Origin of the sequence: Natrinema ejinorense (assembly GCF_002494345.1) — an archaeon.
Classification (GTDB): Archaea; Halobacteriota; Halobacteria; order Halobacteriales; family Natrialbaceae; genus Natrinema; species Natrinema longum.
This window is the reverse complement of the sequence record NZ_NXNI01000001.1, coordinates 3,365,971-3,382,171: the sequence shown is the minus strand read 5'-3', so window position 1 is coordinate 3,382,171 and position 16,201 is coordinate 3,365,971. Positions and strand designations below refer to the sequence as shown.

The following is a 16,201-nucleotide window of genomic DNA, read 5'->3' as shown; positions in this document are numbered from 1 at the left end:
TGTCAGTGCGTGAGCGAGCGGCGCGGCCGTCGTGGGCACGGAACGGTCGCAACTCGGGACTACTCGAATGCGGTTTCGACGGCATCGACGGCCGCTTCCGGCGTGTCGACGCTCTCGAACTCCGTTTCGAGATCGGAGACGTCGTGGGTCTCGAGGCCGACGATGGGCCGCTCGTAGATGCCGGCGAAGCCGAGCTCCGAGAGCGTCCCGACGCCGCCGGAAAGCGCGATCACCGCGTCGCCGTTCAGCGGGACGAGCGCGTTCCGGGCGTGGCCGAGCCCGGTCGCGATGGCGATATCGACGAACTCGTTCGCCGCGCCCCGACGCTCGCCAGGGAGGATCCCGATCGTGGTTCCGCCCTCGCGTTTCGCGCCGCGACAGACCGCTTCCATCGTCCCCTCGCGGCCGCCACAGACGACTACGTGGCCGCGGCGCGCGAGCTCGCGTCCGACCGCTTCCGCGCGGGCCCGCTGTTCGTCCGTGATCCGTCCGCCGCCGATGACGCTGACGCGCATACACGGGTAGCCGCGGGCGATGGCCATGATCGGTTCGGTCTCGAGTCACAGTATCGTAGCCACCGAACGTCACTTCACACCCGACCGCATGACGGCGTTGCGGTCAGTGTGTCAATCGTTTCGGTGGCTACGATAGGCGCTCGAGACGAGCCGACCGTCCGGGTTTCGGCGGCTGTCGGCGGTGGTCGGGTCCGGACGGGGTGTTCCCGTCGAAAGAGGGGGAGTAGTACGACAGTTGTCGATATATTCATCGTCAAATTCATACGAAGTCGTAGATTTCGACGGATTTAACGCATGTGATGGGGAAGCATTACGTGGTATGACGAAAGTTAGCGTGGTCGGCGCGGCCGGGACCGTCGGGGCCGCCGCAGGCTACAACATCGCGCTTCGGGACATCGCGGACGAACTCGTCTTCGTGGACATTCCGGACAAAGAAGACGACACTGTCGGACAGGCCGCCGACACGAACCACGGCGTGGCCTACGACTCGAACACGACGATCCGGCAGGGGGGCTACGAGGACACCGCGGGATCGGACGTCGTCGTCATCACCGCGGGGATCCCGCGACAGCCGGGCCAGACCCGGATCGATCTGGCGGGGGACAACGCACCAATCATGGAGGACATCGGCTCTTCCATCGCCGAACACAACGACGACTTCATCACGGTGACGACGTCGAACCCGGTCGACCTGCTGAACCGCCACCTCTACGAAACGGGTGACCGCGCCCGCGAGAAGGTGATCGGCTTCGGCGGCCGACTCGACTCCGCTCGCTTCCGCTACGTCATCTCCCAGCGCTTCGACGCACCCGTCCAGAACGTCGACGCGACCATCCTCGGGGAACACGGCGACGCACAGGTCCCCGTCTTCTCGAAGGTGCGCGTCGACGGCCAGGACCTCGAGTTCGACGAAGACGAGAAAGACGACCTGCTCTCCGAGCTGCAGACGTCGGCGATGAACGTCATCGAGAAGAAAGGCGCGACCCAGTGGGGGCCGGCGACCGGCGTCGGCCACATGGTCGAGGCCATCCTGCGCGATACCGGCGAAGTCCTTCCCGGGAGCGTGAAACTCGAGGGCGAGTTCGGTCACGAGGACACCGCCTTCGGCGTCCCCGTCAAACTGGGATCCGACGGCGTCGAGAAAATCGTCGAGTGGGACCTCACCGAGTACGAGCGCAATCAACTCGGCGAGGCCGCCGAGAAGCTCTCCGAGCAGTACGACGAGATCGCGTAGCCGACGCCGACCGATTCTGGTTTTTCTCGGCCGACCGGAGAGGGTAGTTTCGGTGCCGGCGGCGATCGGTCTCGACCGTTTTCGGGCACCCGCTGCGACCATCCCCAGGCTCGAGCGCGATCTCGACGGACCCGCTAACGCGGCCGAACTGTGATCGTCCGAACGGACAGCGGTGGCTTCCGTTAGCCGTGCGTTTCGAGGAACGACGCAAGGACGGACTCGACGGCCGCCACCTCGCGGTACTCCTCGACAGTCACCGCGTCGTTCCCCCGGATCATGGCGGAGAGTTCGTGATCCCCCTCGGGGCGGTAGAGACAGCAGACCGGCGTGTCCAACTCGACGGCGCGTCCGATTTCGTAGCCGACGCCGAGACTGGGCGTCGTCACCTCGGCCACGACGACGTCGGCCTGCCGGAGCCAGGCGACGTCCTGATCGTGGATGTCGCCGTCGGTCAGTCCGTCGGCCTGTTCTTTCGCTTCGACGTCCTCGACTCCGACGTGTTCAGTGAGCACGTCGCCGTGCCCCTCGAGGATCGCGATGAGGTCCGCGTAGCGATCGACGTCCGATCGACCGCCCCTGATGGAGCCGCTGAAGAAGACGTCCATGCCGACGCGATAGCCGACAGCGCCGGATGACGATTGTGATATCCGCTGGAAACCCGCCAGCCAGACGCCGGTCTCGAGTCCCGTCCGCACCCGAATCCTCCCGGTTACGGGATCACCTGTTCGCCGTCGTCGTCGTAGATTGTGATCGCGTCGACGGGACATGACCGAGCGGCGAACTTCGCGTCGAGTTCCGCGTCGTCGGGAACGTCGCGGACGAAGACACCGTCCTCGACCGCCTCGCTGTCCGCGAGGATCGCCTTCCCCTTCGATTTGTCCTTCTCGAAGGCGTCCCACTCCGCGACGCACTGGAACATCCCGATACAGGTGTCCTCGTCGAATTCGACTTTCATACCCGAAGTTCGGCCGATCGAGGTAAATCGTTAGCGGTCGGCAACCGTGCGAAACGCCATCGTATCGGCGACGCGTTCGTCGTGACTCGTCGGTGCGACATACGATACCAGAAAACATATGTAATCATGGTTTTATTATTGGTCGAATACTCGACTCGAGCATGGAACGAGCCGATTCCGAACCGGCCGGATCGGGACTGGCAGATCCACTGGGACGAGCCATGCTCGCCCACCACCGCGATACCCCAGGTCGGCTAACCTATCGCGACGGCGCGGACGTCCAGGACGGCAACGTCGCCGAGTTCTACTTCTCGAGTCCTGACTCGTGGAATCGAGAGACGATCGACGTCCTCGAGCGATTGACCGACCACGAACCGATCCTCGATGTCGGCTGCGGCGCGGGGAAACACCTCCTGTGGTGGGCCGATCGGGGCGCCGACGCGATCGGCGTCGACGCGAGTCCGAACGCTGTGCGAACGGCCCGTGAACGCGGCCTCGAGGACGTGCTCGTCGGCGACATGTTCGACTTGCCGATCGAGACGGGCGCGTTCGGGGCCGTCCACGCCGTCGGGACCCAGATCGGACTCGGCCGCTCGCTGGCCGGAATCCGCGAGGTGCTCGCCGAATTCGCTCGCGTCACCGCCGACGGGGGCGTCGCCGTCGTCGATAACTACGATCCGACGCGACTGGACGAGGACTTCTTCGGCTACCGTTCCGACCCGCGTGAGGGAATCGCACACCGGTGTTTCCACCTCGAGTTCGAACGCGAGACGGAAGACGGTGAGCAGCGCCGCGAAGTCGGGCGGACGCTACAGTTCCTGTTGTGTTCCCCTGTCCGGCTTCGCGAGGCGACGACCGGAACGCCGTGGCAGCCGTGTCACGTCGCTCGGACCGATGGCACGGCTCATTACAGAACGGTACTGAAAACGGAGCGACGGCCGAGTGCTGGAACGGAGTAGCGGCTGGACTGCGCGCTTTCGGAGTCCCGCTCGAGGGAACGCTTTTCTCGTTCGTCCCCAAACGATCCGGGGAGACGAAATGGTCGCACTGTCCTTCGCAGTCCTCATCGGGGCCGCTATCGTCACCTGTCTGTTCATGGCGTGGGTGCTCGGGGCGAACAGCAACTCGCCACCCTTCGCCCCCGCGATCGGCGCGAACGCCATCTCGACGATGCAAGCGGCGTTCGTCATCGGCCTGCTCGCGGCCGCGGGCGCGCTCATGCAGGGCGGCAGCATCTCGGAGACGGTCGGTGCGGACCTCATCGACGGCGTCACGATCACGCCGCTTGCGGCCACCGCGGGCCTGCTGACCGCCGCGGGGTTCATGGCGATCGGCATCTACACGCGATACCCGATTCCGGCGGCGTTCGCGACGACGGGTGCGATGGTCGGCGTCGGTCTCTCGCTGGGTGGCGATCCCGCGATGGCCACCTACCGCCGACTCGGCACCTTCTGGCTGCTGGTGCCGATCATGTCCGGCGGATTGGCGTACGCGACGGCGACGATCCTGCGGCGCGACGACGTCCCCGAGACCGTCGGCGTCCCGCTGCTGGCCGGCGTCGTCGGGGCGATCGTCGCCAACGTCCGTCTGGGCGTGATCCCCGATCCGACCGCCGATCAGGGGACGCTGGCCGGGTTCGTCGCCCGGCAGTTCGGCGGTGGCCCGATGCTCGCGTCCGGCGTCGATCTCGGAACCGCCATCGTGACGATCGGAGTCGGTGTCCTCGCGTTCTACTGGGTCCGCGAGCGCGTCCGCGTCTCCGTCGAGAGCGGGATCCGGTCGTTCCTGCTCGTCCTCGGCGGCATCGTCGCCTTCTCCTCGGGCGGCTCGCAGGTCGGGCTCGCGACCGGCCCGCTCGAGAACCTCTTTCGCGTCGAACTCGGCCTGCCGGGCATCCTCCTGCTCGCGATCGGCGCAACCGGTATCCTCGCCGGGGCCTGGATGGGAGCACCACGGCTGTTGCAAGCGACCTCTCGAGAGTACGCCCAGTTGGGCGTCCGGCGCTCGATCGCGGCGCTGGTCCCGGGGTTTATCATCGCTCAGCTGGCGATCGCGCTCGGGATTCCGATCTCGCTGAACAACATCATCCTCTCGGGGGTCATCGGCGGTGGACTGGCCGGCGGCTCGGCGGGCGTCTCCCGGCGCAAGATCGGCGTCACCATCACCTTCTGGGTGCTCACGCTGGGGAGTTCGGTCGTCGTCAGCTACGGGCTGTATCGACTGTTCGCGACGGTGATCGGGGGCTGATTCCCGCGGCCCGTACTCGAGGCGCTCACTCCAGCACCGTCACCGGCCGCGCGGTACGTTCGACTACCGTGGCGGCGATTCCACGGCCGAGAAACCGCCTGAGAAACCCCGTCGATCCGCGGCCGGAGCCATACATCACGACGTGATCGATCGCCTCCTCCGAGGCGTATCTGGGAACGACGGTTCCGGGTCGTCCCTCGACCGTCTCGATCCGAACGCGGTCCGCCGCCGACGGATCGGCGACCGGTTCGAGCAACTCCTCGGCGTTGGCCCGCGCTTCCGTCGTCCGTTCCTCGCTTCGCTCGAGGACGCCCCCCTCGCTGAGCGGTGCCTCCAGGGGCGTCACGACAGCGAGCAGCGTGATTTCGGCGTCGGGGAACGTCTCGAGTGCGTAGGCGAGCGCCTCGTCCTCTCGTGGACGGCCGAGCGTCGGGACGAGGACGTGAGCGGAGTCGGTCATGGAGACGTCTTCGGTCGCCGGTCGTATCGGTCTATCGCCGTCAACGAGTCGCTCGTCCGTTGTGTGAATGGAGGGACCCGATCCGAGAGCAGAATTGATGGCAGCGAGCGCCCCCTCTCGCGGGGGCAGGGATCGCCACGCCCTCCCCAGCCGATTCGCTCGCGACTCGAGGGGCTCACGTCGTTCACCCCCGCTCGCCGCTCACTCATCCATTGGAAGACGCGTCGCGCCTTCCACGCCTTCGCTCACAGCGGTCGCGAAGACCTCGCACGATTTCGAGTCGCGATTCGTCTTCGACTCACCGCGACTCAGCGCGCGCCACGCGCCGGCTGATCGGTCCAGAGCGATACGCTGGCCCCCTCTGCTGAACGCTCGAGGGGACACGGTTCTCCATAGATCGACACGGATCGAGCGGAGGACAGCAGCCACTGCTCGAGGAGCCGATCGCCACAGCCAGCGAGACGATACTTTAAACCGCGGGACGCGCCAAGGACGGGTAATGAATATCGAGGAGCTGTCGGGGCTCCCGCCCGGTGCCGTCGACCACTTCCGGGGCGAGGGCATCGAGGAGCTCTACCCGCCCCAGGCCGAGGCGGTCGAGGCCGGCGCGACCGAGGGCGAGAACCTCGTCGCCGCCGTCCCGACCGCCAGCGGCAAGACGATGATCGCCGCCCTCTCGATGCTGTCGGCGGTCCAGCGCGGCGGGAAGGCGCTCTATATCGTCCCCCTCCGAGCACTCGCCAGCGAGAAAAAGGAGGAGTTCGAGGCCTACGAGCGCTTCGGCGTGACGACGGGCGTCACGACGGGCAACTACGAGAGCACCAGCGACTGGCTCGCGACGAAGGACATCGTCGTCGCCACCAGCGAGAAGGTCGACTCGCTCGTCCGCAACGGAGCCGACTGGCTCTCGGATCTGACCTGCGTCGTCTCGGACGAAGTACACCTCATCGACGACCGGAATCGGGGGCCGACCCTCGAGGTGACCCTCGCGAAACTCCGGCAACTCAATCCCCGCATGCAGGTGGTCGCGCTCTCGGCGACGGTCGGCAACGCCGACGAGATCGCCGACTGGCTCGACGCCGCGCTCGTGGATACCGACTGGCGACCGATCGACCTCCAGATGGGGGTCCACTACGGCAACGCCCTGAACTTCGACGACGGCTCGACGCGGGAGGTTCCCGTCGAGGGGAGCGAAAAGCAAGAGGCAGCACTCGTCCGCGATATCCTCCGGGAGGGTGGCTCCTCGCTCGTGTTCGTCAACTCCCGCCGGAACGCCGAGGCCGCTGCGAGGCGGCTGGGCGGCGTCTCGAAGAACGAACTGACAGCCGAGGAGCGGGCCGAACTGGCCGAACTGGCCGACGAGATCCGGGACGACAGCGACACCGAGACCAGCAAAGACCTCGCGGACGCCGTCGAGCACGGGTCGGCGTTCCACCACGCCGGCCTCTCGAGCACCCAGCGAACGCTCGTCGAGGACGCCTTCCGCGACCGGACGCTGAAGGTGATTTCGGCGACGCCGACGCTCGCGGCAGGGGTCAATACCCCGGCTCGGCGAGTAATCGTCCGCGACTGGCGGCGCTTCGACCCCAGCGCGGGCGGGATGGCCCCCTTGGACGTCCTCGAGGTCCACCAGATGATGGGACGAGCGGGCCGACCGGGGCTCGATCCCTACGGCGAGGCCGTTCTCCTCGCCACGAGCCACGATGAGAGCGAGGAGCTGTTCGACCGCTATATCTGGGCCGATCCCGAGCCGGTGCGCTCGAAGCTGGCGGCCGAACCCGCCCTCCGGACCCACGTCCTCGCGACCGTCGCCTCCGGCTTCGCCCGCACGCGCGAGGGGCTCCTCGAGTTCCTCGAGGCGACGCTGTACGCCAGCCAGTCGAGCGAGCCCGGTCGACTCGAGACGGTGACCGACACGGTCTTGCAGTACCTCGAGTCGAACGACTTCATAGAGCGTGACAGCGGCGGAAGCGACAGTGCTGAAGCGGACGATAGCGCAGACGGCGCGTTCACCTCGGCCGCTGCTCTCGCCGAGAGCGGCGACCGGGACGAGGAACTCGCCGCCACGAGCCTCGGCCACACCGTCTCGCGGCTCTACCTCGATCCGATGAGCGCCGCGGAGATCGTCCACGGGCTCGCGGACGCCGACGAGCGCCCGACCGCGCTCGGACTCTACCAACTGGTCTCGCGGACGCCGGACATGTACGAACTCTACCTCCGGTCGGGCGAGGACGAGCAGTACGGCGAACTCTTCTACGAGCGCGAGGCCGAGCTGCTGGGCGATGCCCCAAGCGAGTTCGAAGCGGAGCGCTTCGAGGACTGGCTCTCGGCGCTCAAGACGGGCAAACTGCTCGAGGACTGGGCGACGGAGACCGACGAGGAGCAGTTGACCGACCGGTACAAGATCGGGCCCGGCGACCTCCGCGGGAAGGTCGACACCGCCGAGTGGCTACTCGGTGCGGCCGAGTCGCTGGCCGCGGAAATCGACAGCGAGTGGACCGTCGCAGTCCGGGAGGCCCGCGCACGCGTCGAACACGGCGTGAGTGAGGAATTGCTCGAACTCGTCTCGATCGGGGGCGTGGGCCGCAAGCGCGCTCGCAGACTCTACGAGACGGGGATCGAGGAGCCCGCCGATCTGCGGACTGCGGACAAGGGAGTGATCCTCACGGTGCTCAAAGGGACGAAGACGGCCGAGAACATCCTGAAGAACGCGGGCCGCGAGGATCCGTCGATGGACGGCGTCGAGCCGAAATCGGCGGGGTCGAGCGACGGGAACGGAAACGCGGTCACGGACTCGAGCGACGACGCGAAGAGCGACGGGACTGCGGCGACAGAAACAGTGGAAGCCGACGATAGCCAGTCGAGCCTGGGTGATTTCTAGTGGAGCTACTCGAATGCCGGCTCGCGATCGACGACCTGGATTCGTTCGTGGCCGACCTCGGCGAGATCGGAGACCGCCACGGCGTGACGATCCAGGCCTTCGACTCGCGGTACGTCGCCGATCGTCGCCACCTCGAGCGGGCCGTCGAACTGGCAGATCGAGCGATCGAGCGCGACGAGAACGTCGCCCGGGACCGCGCCGTCGAGATCCTGCTGTACGCCGCCGGCCGCCGGCAGATCGACCGCGCGCTCGAGATGGGCGTCAGTGAGGGTGGGGATCGCGCGGTCGTTCTGGTCGACGGCGGTAGCGACGAAGACGAGACCACTGCGCTCGAGGCGGTCGAAAAGCTGGACGCGTTCGTCGAGCGCGAATCGACACTCGAGACGCAGGACCCCGAGACACTGTGTGAGTTCTTCGACATCACTGACGCTGAGCGGACAGCCACCGACACGTCACTGTCGGCGCTGGTTCGCGAGCGAGTTGCGTTGCTCGAGGTCGAAAAGTAGACTGCTCGTTTCTTGATCCCTCACCCAGATTGTGCCTTGGCATAAATGATATATAGTTGAAAATATATTTCAAACTGATGGAATTTCATTGCGGGTCAAGAAAGCTGAGTAAACGTGCGTTGCTGACTGCTACGGCTGTTGGAATCAGCGGTTGTGGGTCTTATAACCCCTTTCAAACGGATTCAGAAGACACCCAACAGGCTGGAGCAACGAGTTGGATAATGGCTGGTGAGAACTCAAAAAACACATCCAAACTCGACTCCGAGATAGGGTCCCAAATTGGCGACGTGACCTGGAGGGAATCAGTCGCGTCACAGTTCGCCAGTCCGATCGTTACGACTTTGAGGCATGCAATTGTGAACACGCAATCGAAACTCCTCGGATTTGAGAAATCCGATGGAGCGATTGCGTTCTCAAAGTCACTCCCTGGCGGCATGGCCGCGGCCCCAGCAGTAACCGAGAACCACATTCTTGTCCCGAGAGATACGTATGGGGAAGGTTTCGACTCCGAAATCGACTTGCAATCGCCGACACTGTACGCTCTCGACCGAGATGCAAATCGTATTGCGTGGAAGGTTACCCTTGACGGAACGTATCTCGCTTCAGTCGCGGTAGCCGATGACATCTACGTCCAATCGGACCGCGAAACGTATCGCATCCAATCTGACGGCACTGTCATGTGGCGGCAGACGTTCGACAGCTCGTTTGATTGGCGGAAAACCCTCTCGTATCTACGTCCCGCAATCGGTCCGAATGGCGTCTACATCGGACATCGAGACTCACTCGTCAAACTCGATCGGAAGTCAGGAGAGGTTATTTGGACTCGCTCAATAGAGAAGACGCGATTTCCGCCTGTGATTGCCGATGATTCTACCGTCGTCGCCTCTACCCGTAGGGAGACGGTAGGGCTTGACCCATCCGAGGGCCGTATCCGCTGGCAAGCGAGCACGCCACCTGTATGGGCACCAGCGTCCAACGAGAAAATCGCTGTCTTGTCCACAGCACGGAAACTGCTCGGAATCAAGCTCGCGACAGGGAAACAACAGTGGAGCAGAAAGGAGTCACTAAGTACCTGTCCGCCGATTATCGCGGGAGACACCGTTTTCTTCGTACCGGGAGGGACAAATTTGGTAGCCGTTGACGCCGAGACCGGAACGCGAATTGACAAACGCACTACTGACAGGATAGTCGACTGGATTACACCCGACTCTAGTGGCTTGCTCACACGGCAGTCAGAAGCCGACGGGGCTTTCTTAAGACAATATGAATTGAATTAATAGCGCGACAGTGCGGTTGTTGATGGTTGTCGTTCGGTCGTCAGGGACCTGTTTCTGTTTCGTCTGCTTCAAACCGATCGGAGCTAATAACCACATATTGATTGGTGTTCCAACCCATCGCTGCAGCGTCCTTCGGGTTCTCGCCTATCTATAGTAGCAACTGAAACGATGTACACACTAGTTGCAACGCTATCGTACGATCAGATATGCAATGACGTTCAGTTGCTAGTATAGTCTTCTCGGACCTGCAACCAAACCCATTTGTGATTGATCAAAGCTCGCGACGACGGTGCGGCGCTGGTTCGCGAGTGAGTGGCTCTGCCCGAAGTGGAAAATAGGTCCCGGTCAGCCGTCAGCGGTCTCCTCGGCCCGTCTCTCCCTCGCCGCTCGAAGGCCGTCACAGATACCACCCTGACTCGACATGTTGACCTGTGCGAGCCGCCCTCTCCGGTGGACGAGAGCGAACGATTCGGCGTCGATGTGGTCGCCCTCCGGCGTTCGAAACAGGGGCTCGTCCGGCTCGGAAACGAGGCCAGTCTCGCGGGCCTTCTCGAGGTAGCGCTCGATGGGGTCGGTCGGAACGGTGACCGCGAACGAACGGTCGTGAACGTAGACGGCGACGGTGTCGGTCGACCCGTCGATCTCGAGGTCCCGTACTCGAAGGTCGACGATCGACTCGCCGTCGAGACCGGCAGCCAGCAGCGCCTCGACCGCATCGTACTGGCGGGCGACGCGGGCCTTTTCGTCGAGTTCCGCACGGACCGCCGCGACGTCGCCGTCGGCGTCCGGAAACGCCTCACCGAATGACAGCCGTTCGTTCACGCCGCGATTGATTTCCGTCTCGTGCATGTGGTCGTGGAGCGTGATATGAGCCGCCTCGACCGTCGAGAGGGATTCGACTTCGTCGCGGGCGTCGACCGCCATCATCCAGGCGAAGGCCGGCGAGCACCACGCCGTCGGGAGCGTGAGGTCGACGGCGACGCGTTGCGCGTCGATCTCGATCGCGTCGATGTACTCGAGGGCGACGATCGAGCGGTCGAGTTCCGGATCCGTCACTCGATCCAGTCGGTCGCGGACGGCCGCTCGCGTCGGCGCGGAGCCGTCGGGAATCCGTCCACTCATCAGTCGTCCGCAGCCGCGGGTTCCTCGCTGGCGTAGTGGTCCCCGAGACCGAACTGCTGGCTGATCTCGTCGTCCTGGAACGCCTGCCGTTTCGCCTCGATGTCGATGTCGTAGAGGTCGGCGATATTCTCGCCCATGACCTTCTTTTTCGTCTCGAGATCCCACTCGACGCCGTACTCCGCGCGGTGTTCCTGCGTGAATTCGGCCTCGAGAACCTCTTCGACGAGCCAGTCGGGGTTCCACAGCGCGTAGTCCGAGCCAAAGAGGACGCGATCCTCCCCGAGCCACCAGAGGAGTTCGGACATGATCTCCGAGAACTTGCCCGGCCGGTTCTGGGCGAACGGCGCGGCGACGGCGAGGCCGCCGTAGACGTTGTTCTCCTGGGCGGCGATCCAGCAGAAATCGTCGAGGCGGGGGAGCCCGACGTGTTCGACGATAAAGTTGAGTTCCGGGAACGACGAGGCCGCGTCGTCGACGTCTTTTACGTCGAACGCGTCGCGATTGAGGGGTCGAATCGTCGGTCCCTTGTGGGCGTGGATGTTCTCGATCCCGAGTTCCTGGCACTTCTCGAGGAACTCGAAGGCGTCCTCGTCGTCGAGTCGCCACCCCTTCGAGTCGTCGCGCCACTCGGCGGTGTAGAGTTTGACGCCGGGGATGTCGTACGTATCGTGGAGTTCCTCGAGATACTCGAGGCCCGCCTCTCCGTCGCGGGGATCGAAGGTCCCGTTGAGGACGAACCGTTCGGGGTACTCGGTCGCGAGTTCGGCGTTTTGCTCGGTCGTGTTGAACCCTTCAGCGTAGAAGTCGGTGAGGTACGTCGGCTGGAAGATCGCCATATCGGCGGCGGCGTTGGCGAACAGGTCCTCGACCATCCGATCGGCACCGTACTCCCGATACTCGTCCATGTCCCACTGCCGTTCCTCGGGAGTGAACGTCGTGTGATAATCGTAGAAACACTGGATGAACTCCTCCCCACCTTCGTGTTTGATGTTCTCCTCCGTGGCGTCCCACAGGTGGACGTGCCCGTCGATGACGAAAATGTCCGCTCCGTTGTGCTGATACATCGCACAATGCATATCGATACCACATTACATTACTCTTTTTCAGACACGTTTGAATACCCCATCTACGAGGGATTCTATACGCAAAATTAGCATCTAACTAGTTTAGTATCAACGTTCATATACTCACACAGGGCGATACGCGAGGGGAACGTTATCACGGATGCCGACGAACTGTGACGCGGTACCATGCACGCAGCCAGACTCCACGAGTACACCGACGACATGAGCGACGCGTTACAGATCGACGAAGTCGACCGGCCAGCCCTCGAGCAGTCCGATCAGGTCCTAGTCGAGGTCGAGGGAGCAGGATGGTGTCAAACCGACAACCACATCATCGAGGGGATGTGGGCCGATTACGCGCCACAGGACCTGCCGATGACGCTGGGCCACGAGAACGCCGGGATCGTCGCCGAGACCGGCGAGGAGGTGACGCTGGTCGAGGAGGGTGATCCGGTAGTCTGCCACCCCGTCCAGACCTGTGGCATCTGTCGCCCCTGCCGGCTCGGCGAGGACATGTACTGCAAAAACAGCGCGTTCAACGGGCTCACGACCGACGGCGGCTTCGCCGAGTACCTCCAGACCAACGAGCGCGCGGTGATCCCGCTGCCCGACGGCGTCGACCCGACGGAAATCGCGCCGCACGCTGACGCAGGAATCACGGCCTACCACGCCGTCAAAAAGGCGGTCGACGAACTGAACCCCGGCGATACCTGCGTCGTCATCGGCGTCGGCGGCCTCGGCCACATCGGCCTTCAGTGTCTCGATGCCATGACCGCCGCCGACATCGTCGCCGCCGACATCAAAGACGAAGCGCTCGAGCTGGCCGAGGAACTCGGTGCTCGCCACGCGATCAACTCCGCCGAGGAGGACCTCGCCGACGTGATCGCGGACGTAACCGACGACGAGGGGGCCCAACAGGTGGTCGACTTCGTCGGCCGCGACGAGACGACCGCACTCGCACCCGAGATCGTCGCCGCCGGGGGCGACCACCACATCGTCGGCTACGGCGGCCACATTCACGAACCCAGTCAGGCGCTGGTCGACGGCGAGTTCTCGTTCCGTGGCACGCTGGTCGGCAAGTACGCCGAACTGCAGGAACTCGTCGCGCTCGTCGACCGCGGCGACGTCGAACTGCGCACCGAACGCCACGACCTCGGCGAGATCAATACGGTCGCGGAACGGCTCGAGCACAACGAGATCGAAGGACGAGCGGTCGTCCTGCCGCCCTGAGGGAACCGAGACGACGGATGGAACCGTGCGTCTCGGCCGGCGGGTGCGACGGTACAGTCGGATCGAACGCCGTCCGGGCACGGAAAAAAGGCACGTGGTCTGTGGGCGATACGCCGGACACCGATCGCGGCGTCTCCTACTCGTCCCGTGCAGCGACGGTTCGCGACCACGTCTCGTCCCGATCACGCCGTTCGAACCGGGCACCCTGTCCGCACTCGGGACAGCCAAACTGCTGGTACTCGACCTCGTCGCCGATAACCGGGACGGTTCTCGTGGCCCCCTCGGCTCTGTGCTCCATCTCGATCTCGCAGCGGGAACACGTCGGTGGATCCGTATCGGGTTCGCTTTCGAGCGGCATCGCTATATCCCGTTATATATTACCACTCGACATACGTTAGTCGTTCGCGCCCGCCCGTCGACAGTCCCCCGATCGGGGCTACGTTCTTGTTCGGCCGGGTGATAGTTCCTGCATGGCCACCCTCGAGGATCCAATCGATATCGGCGGGGTCGCGATCCCAAACCGGCTCTATCGTGCGCCGCTGCTCGAGTGTGCGGGCAACGGCCCCGACGCTGTCGACACGCTGATCGACGACTTAGAGCCCGCGGCCGAGTCGGGGGTCGGGCTCGTCTGCCAGGGCGCGACGATCGTCCGCGGCGAGGGTGGCTGTGCCGCGCCGGGGATGACCCGCGTCCACGACCCCGCCTTCGTCGACCGGCTCTCGCGGCTCACCGACCGCATACACGACCACGGAAGCCGGATCGTCCTCCAACTCGAGCACGGCGGCCTGCGGAGCATGGAGACCTGGCACGCCGAGTACCGCCGCGAGCATCCCGACCTCGCGCAACTCGCGGTGTCGCAGCCTCCCTGGCAGTTACGACTGCTGGATCGGGCGGGCTTTCTGGAGTACGACCCCCACGTCCTCACCACGGCGGAGGTGTACGACCTCGCGGCGGATTTCGGTCGCGCGGCGGCCAACGCCGTCGAGGCAGGCTACGACGGGATCCACCTCGCCGGCGCGAATATGGGCATCGTCCAGCAGTTCCTGTCGCCGTTTTACAACCGACGGGACGACGAGTTCGGCGGCTCGCCCGAGGCCCGCCTGCAGTTCCTCGCGGTCGTCCACGACGAGATCCGAGAGCGGGCCGGCGACGTGCCCCTGCTGACCAAGGTTCCCGCCGAAACGCCAGCGCCGCCCGCACCGGTCGTTCGGCGAAAACTCTCGCTCGAGGACGGCGTCGAGATCGCCCGCCGGCTCGAGCGGATCGGCTACGACGCGGTCGTTCCAGTCCAGACGTCGGTCGTCTGGGACATGAGCATCGTCCGCGGGGAATACCCCGACCGGGCGTGGAACAACGACGCTCTGTCCGAGGCCTACGACGTGGCCTTCGGGGGGTCAACGCGACGGCGGCTCGTCGCCGCCGCGAATCGAGTGCAGTCGCTGCAGTACGAGTTCGGGTCGGCGTGGAACGAGGACTTCTGTCGACGCGTCCGCGAGCAGGTGTCCATCCCCGTCCTCGCGGAGGGCGGGATTCGAGGGCGCGGGGAGATGGACCGACTGCTCGGCTCGAGCGGTGGGACCGACGGCGGAGAGGACAGTGACGCGGCCCCCACCTGCGACATGGTCGGCATGGCCCGCCCCTTCTACGCCGAACCGCGGGTCGGGGCGCGGCTGCTCGAGCCCGGGTCGGGAGCCGAAACGCCGCGGGTCCTCTGTGAGAGCTGCAACAACTGTACGGTACCGCAGGTGACCGGAGCGCCGGGGATCTGTCGGACGCCCGACGTGGTTCGGAAGCGTGGCGAACTCGAGCGGGCGGGCGCATACGAACGGCTCGAGAGCGAGTGAGTCAGGCCGTTATCGTGGCACTCGTCAGTTCCGCCAGCGTCCCCTCGGTCGTGTAGTCGGGCGCTTCGACTCTGAACCGGGAGTCGGTCGAGCCGGCGTAGTGAAGTTGTAGCGTGTACGAGCCGTCCTCGGCGATCGGTGCGGCTTCGGCTCGGTCTGCATCGAGTTGCTCGAGCATGACCATCTCGCCAGCGTAGGCGGGGTCGGACTGTCCCCGAATCTCGTAGGTCGCTCGGTCCTCCGAGACCTCTGAGCCCTCGAGCGGATAGCCACGGTCGATCCACGCTCCAAATCCTTCGTTAATCGCGTACACTTCCTCGTAGCCGTTGTCAATCAGCGACGCGGCACGCAGTCCGGAGAGGTGGTGAGGACACCCACAGTAGGTTATGATACGCTCGTCTTTCGACCACTCCGCAATCGGGTCGTCCGACCCACCGTTCGGTGCGGGACTCAGCGGTGCACCGGCGATATGCGCCCTCTGATACTGATCCGACTGGCGCGCGTCGGCTACCCGTGCTTCCCGTCGCTGATACCAGTAGAAGACGTCGTCGATGGATGCCAGTGGTACCTCGATCCCTTCGTACACTTTCGTCGGATAGCTACTGGTATCGATCGATCGCTCTTCGGGCTTCGTCTCCGGTTCGGGTCCGTACCCGTTAGCGTCACCGCCAGTATCGTCGCCGAGGCAACCAGCAACCCCGCCGAGTGCTGCCGTCCCCCCGACAGCGAGGAATGTCCGTCGGTTCATACTTGCTATCTAACGAGGACACGAAGATATGACTTCTGGTGATACGAAACGTACTGAGAGACCCCTTCGTTTCGACTGGAAAACGAAGGACGTGGCTAGGGAAGTACTCGAGTCGAAA

The 16,201-nt window shown here is 64.5% G+C and carries 16 protein-coding genes; 8 read left to right on the top strand and 8 right to left on the bottom strand.

The features are described from left to right. Window positions 1-59: 59 nt before the first annotated feature. Window positions 60-515 carry a TIGR00725 family protein gene (locus CP557_RS16690; protein ID WP_097381688.1) on the bottom strand — a complete coding sequence of 152 codons (456 nt, stop codon included), beginning with the start codon at window positions 513-515 and terminating at the stop codon, window positions 60-62. Between the two features lie 319 nt (window positions 516-834). Here CP557_RS16690 and mdh point away from each other — a divergent pair, with 319 nt between their 5' ends. Then, complete coding sequence (gene mdh, locus CP557_RS16685) at window positions 835-1,749, top strand: malate dehydrogenase (RefSeq protein ID WP_097380944.1); 915 nt, start codon at window positions 835-837, stop codon at window positions 1,747-1,749. Between the two features lie 182 nt (window positions 1,750-1,931). Here the strand turns inward: mdh and CP557_RS16680 are convergent, their stop codons facing one another. Then, window positions 1,932-2,354, bottom strand: coding sequence for a nucleoside 2-deoxyribosyltransferase (locus tag CP557_RS16680; protein ID WP_097381687.1), 423 nt, complete (start codon window positions 2,352-2,354; stop codon window positions 1,932-1,934). 104 nt (window positions 2,355-2,458) lie between these two features. After that, window positions 2,459-2,704 carry a ferredoxin gene (locus CP557_RS16675; RefSeq protein ID WP_097380943.1) on the bottom strand — a complete coding sequence of 82 codons (246 nt, stop codon included), beginning with the start codon at window positions 2,702-2,704 and terminating at the stop codon, window positions 2,459-2,461. A gap of 161 nt (window positions 2,705-2,865) precedes the next feature. On the opposite strand from CP557_RS16675, the gene CP557_RS16670 reads away from it, so the two are divergent. Together CP557_RS16670 and CP557_RS16665 are read left to right on the top strand one after the other, a co-directional pair. Continuing rightward, on the top strand, window positions 2,866-3,663 hold the full coding sequence (locus tag CP557_RS16670) for a class I SAM-dependent methyltransferase (protein ID WP_097380942.1): 798 nt from the start codon (window positions 2,866-2,868) through the stop codon (window positions 3,661-3,663). Window positions 3,664-3,742: 79 nt separating this feature from the next. Next, window positions 3,743-4,951 (top strand): inorganic phosphate transporter, encoded by a 1,209-nt coding sequence (locus tag CP557_RS16665; protein WP_097380941.1) that lies wholly within the window; start codon window positions 3,743-3,745, stop codon window positions 4,949-4,951. Window positions 4,952-4,976: 25 nt separating this feature from the next. Here the strand turns inward: CP557_RS16665 and CP557_RS16660 are convergent, their stop codons facing one another. Further along, window positions 4,977-5,411 (bottom strand): universal stress protein, encoded by a 435-nt coding sequence (locus CP557_RS16660; RefSeq protein WP_097380940.1) that lies wholly within the window; start codon window positions 5,409-5,411, stop codon window positions 4,977-4,979. A gap of 499 nt (window positions 5,412-5,910) precedes the next feature. Between CP557_RS16660 and CP557_RS16655 the strand changes: the two genes are divergently transcribed. The 3 genes from CP557_RS16655 (at window position 5,911) to CP557_RS16645 (ending at window position 10,075) form a co-directional block, all read left to right on the top strand. Next, complete coding sequence (locus tag CP557_RS16655; RefSeq protein ID WP_097380939.1) at window positions 5,911-8,292, top strand: ATP-dependent DNA helicase; 2,382 nt, start codon at window positions 5,911-5,913, stop codon at window positions 8,290-8,292. Further along, window positions 8,292-8,798 carry a KEOPS complex subunit Cgi121 gene (gene cgi121 / locus CP557_RS16650; protein ID WP_097380938.1) on the top strand — a complete coding sequence of 169 codons (507 nt, stop codon included), beginning with the start codon at window positions 8,292-8,294 and terminating at the stop codon, window positions 8,796-8,798. Before CP557_RS16655 ends, cgi121 begins: the two co-directional genes overlap by 1 nt. A gap of 221 nt (window positions 8,799-9,019) precedes the next feature. Then, the gene (locus CP557_RS16645) at window positions 9,020-10,075 is read left to right on the top strand and encodes an outer membrane protein assembly factor BamB family protein (RefSeq protein ID WP_097380937.1); all 1,056 of its coding nucleotides are present in this window, start codon (window positions 9,020-9,022) and stop codon (window positions 10,073-10,075) included. A 345-nt stretch (window positions 10,076-10,420) separates the two neighbouring features. On the opposite strand, the gene CP557_RS16640 is transcribed toward CP557_RS16645, so the two are convergent. Then, the gene (locus tag CP557_RS16640) at window positions 10,421-11,197 is read right to left on the bottom strand and encodes an iron-sulfur cluster assembly protein (protein ID WP_097380936.1); all 777 of its coding nucleotides are present in this window, start codon (window positions 11,195-11,197) and stop codon (window positions 10,421-10,423) included. Continuing rightward, a complete protein-coding gene (locus CP557_RS16635; protein ID WP_097380935.1) occupies window positions 11,197-12,261 on the bottom strand; it encodes an amidohydrolase family protein in 1,065 nt (354 codons plus the stop codon). Before CP557_RS16635 ends, CP557_RS16640 begins: the two co-directional genes overlap by 1 nt. A gap of 186 nt (window positions 12,262-12,447) precedes the next feature. On the opposite strand from CP557_RS16635, the gene CP557_RS16630 reads away from it, so the two are divergent. Further along, window positions 12,448-13,491: an NAD(P)-dependent alcohol dehydrogenase gene (locus CP557_RS16630; protein ID WP_097380934.1), complete on the top strand. Its 1,044-nt coding sequence runs from the start codon at window positions 12,448-12,450 to the stop codon at window positions 13,489-13,491. A 136-nt stretch (window positions 13,492-13,627) separates the two neighbouring features. On the opposite strand, the gene CP557_RS16625 is transcribed toward CP557_RS16630, so the two are convergent. After that, window positions 13,628-13,789, bottom strand: a complete 162-nt coding sequence (locus CP557_RS16625) for a hypothetical protein (RefSeq protein WP_245853044.1) — start codon at window positions 13,787-13,789, stop codon at window positions 13,628-13,630. A 172-nt stretch (window positions 13,790-13,961) separates the two neighbouring features. Here CP557_RS16625 and CP557_RS16620 point away from each other — a divergent pair, with 172 nt between their 5' ends. Then, window positions 13,962-15,335, top strand: coding sequence for an oxidoreductase (locus CP557_RS16620; RefSeq protein WP_097380932.1), 1,374 nt, complete (start codon window positions 13,962-13,964; stop codon window positions 15,333-15,335). A 1-nt stretch (window position 15,336) separates the two neighbouring features. Here the strand turns inward: CP557_RS16620 and CP557_RS16615 are convergent, their stop codons facing one another. Then, the gene (locus CP557_RS16615; RefSeq protein WP_097380931.1) at window positions 15,337-16,083 is read right to left on the bottom strand and encodes a rhodanese-like domain-containing protein; all 747 of its coding nucleotides are present in this window, start codon (window positions 16,081-16,083) and stop codon (window positions 15,337-15,339) included. Between the last annotated feature and the right edge of the window lie 118 nt (window positions 16,084-16,201).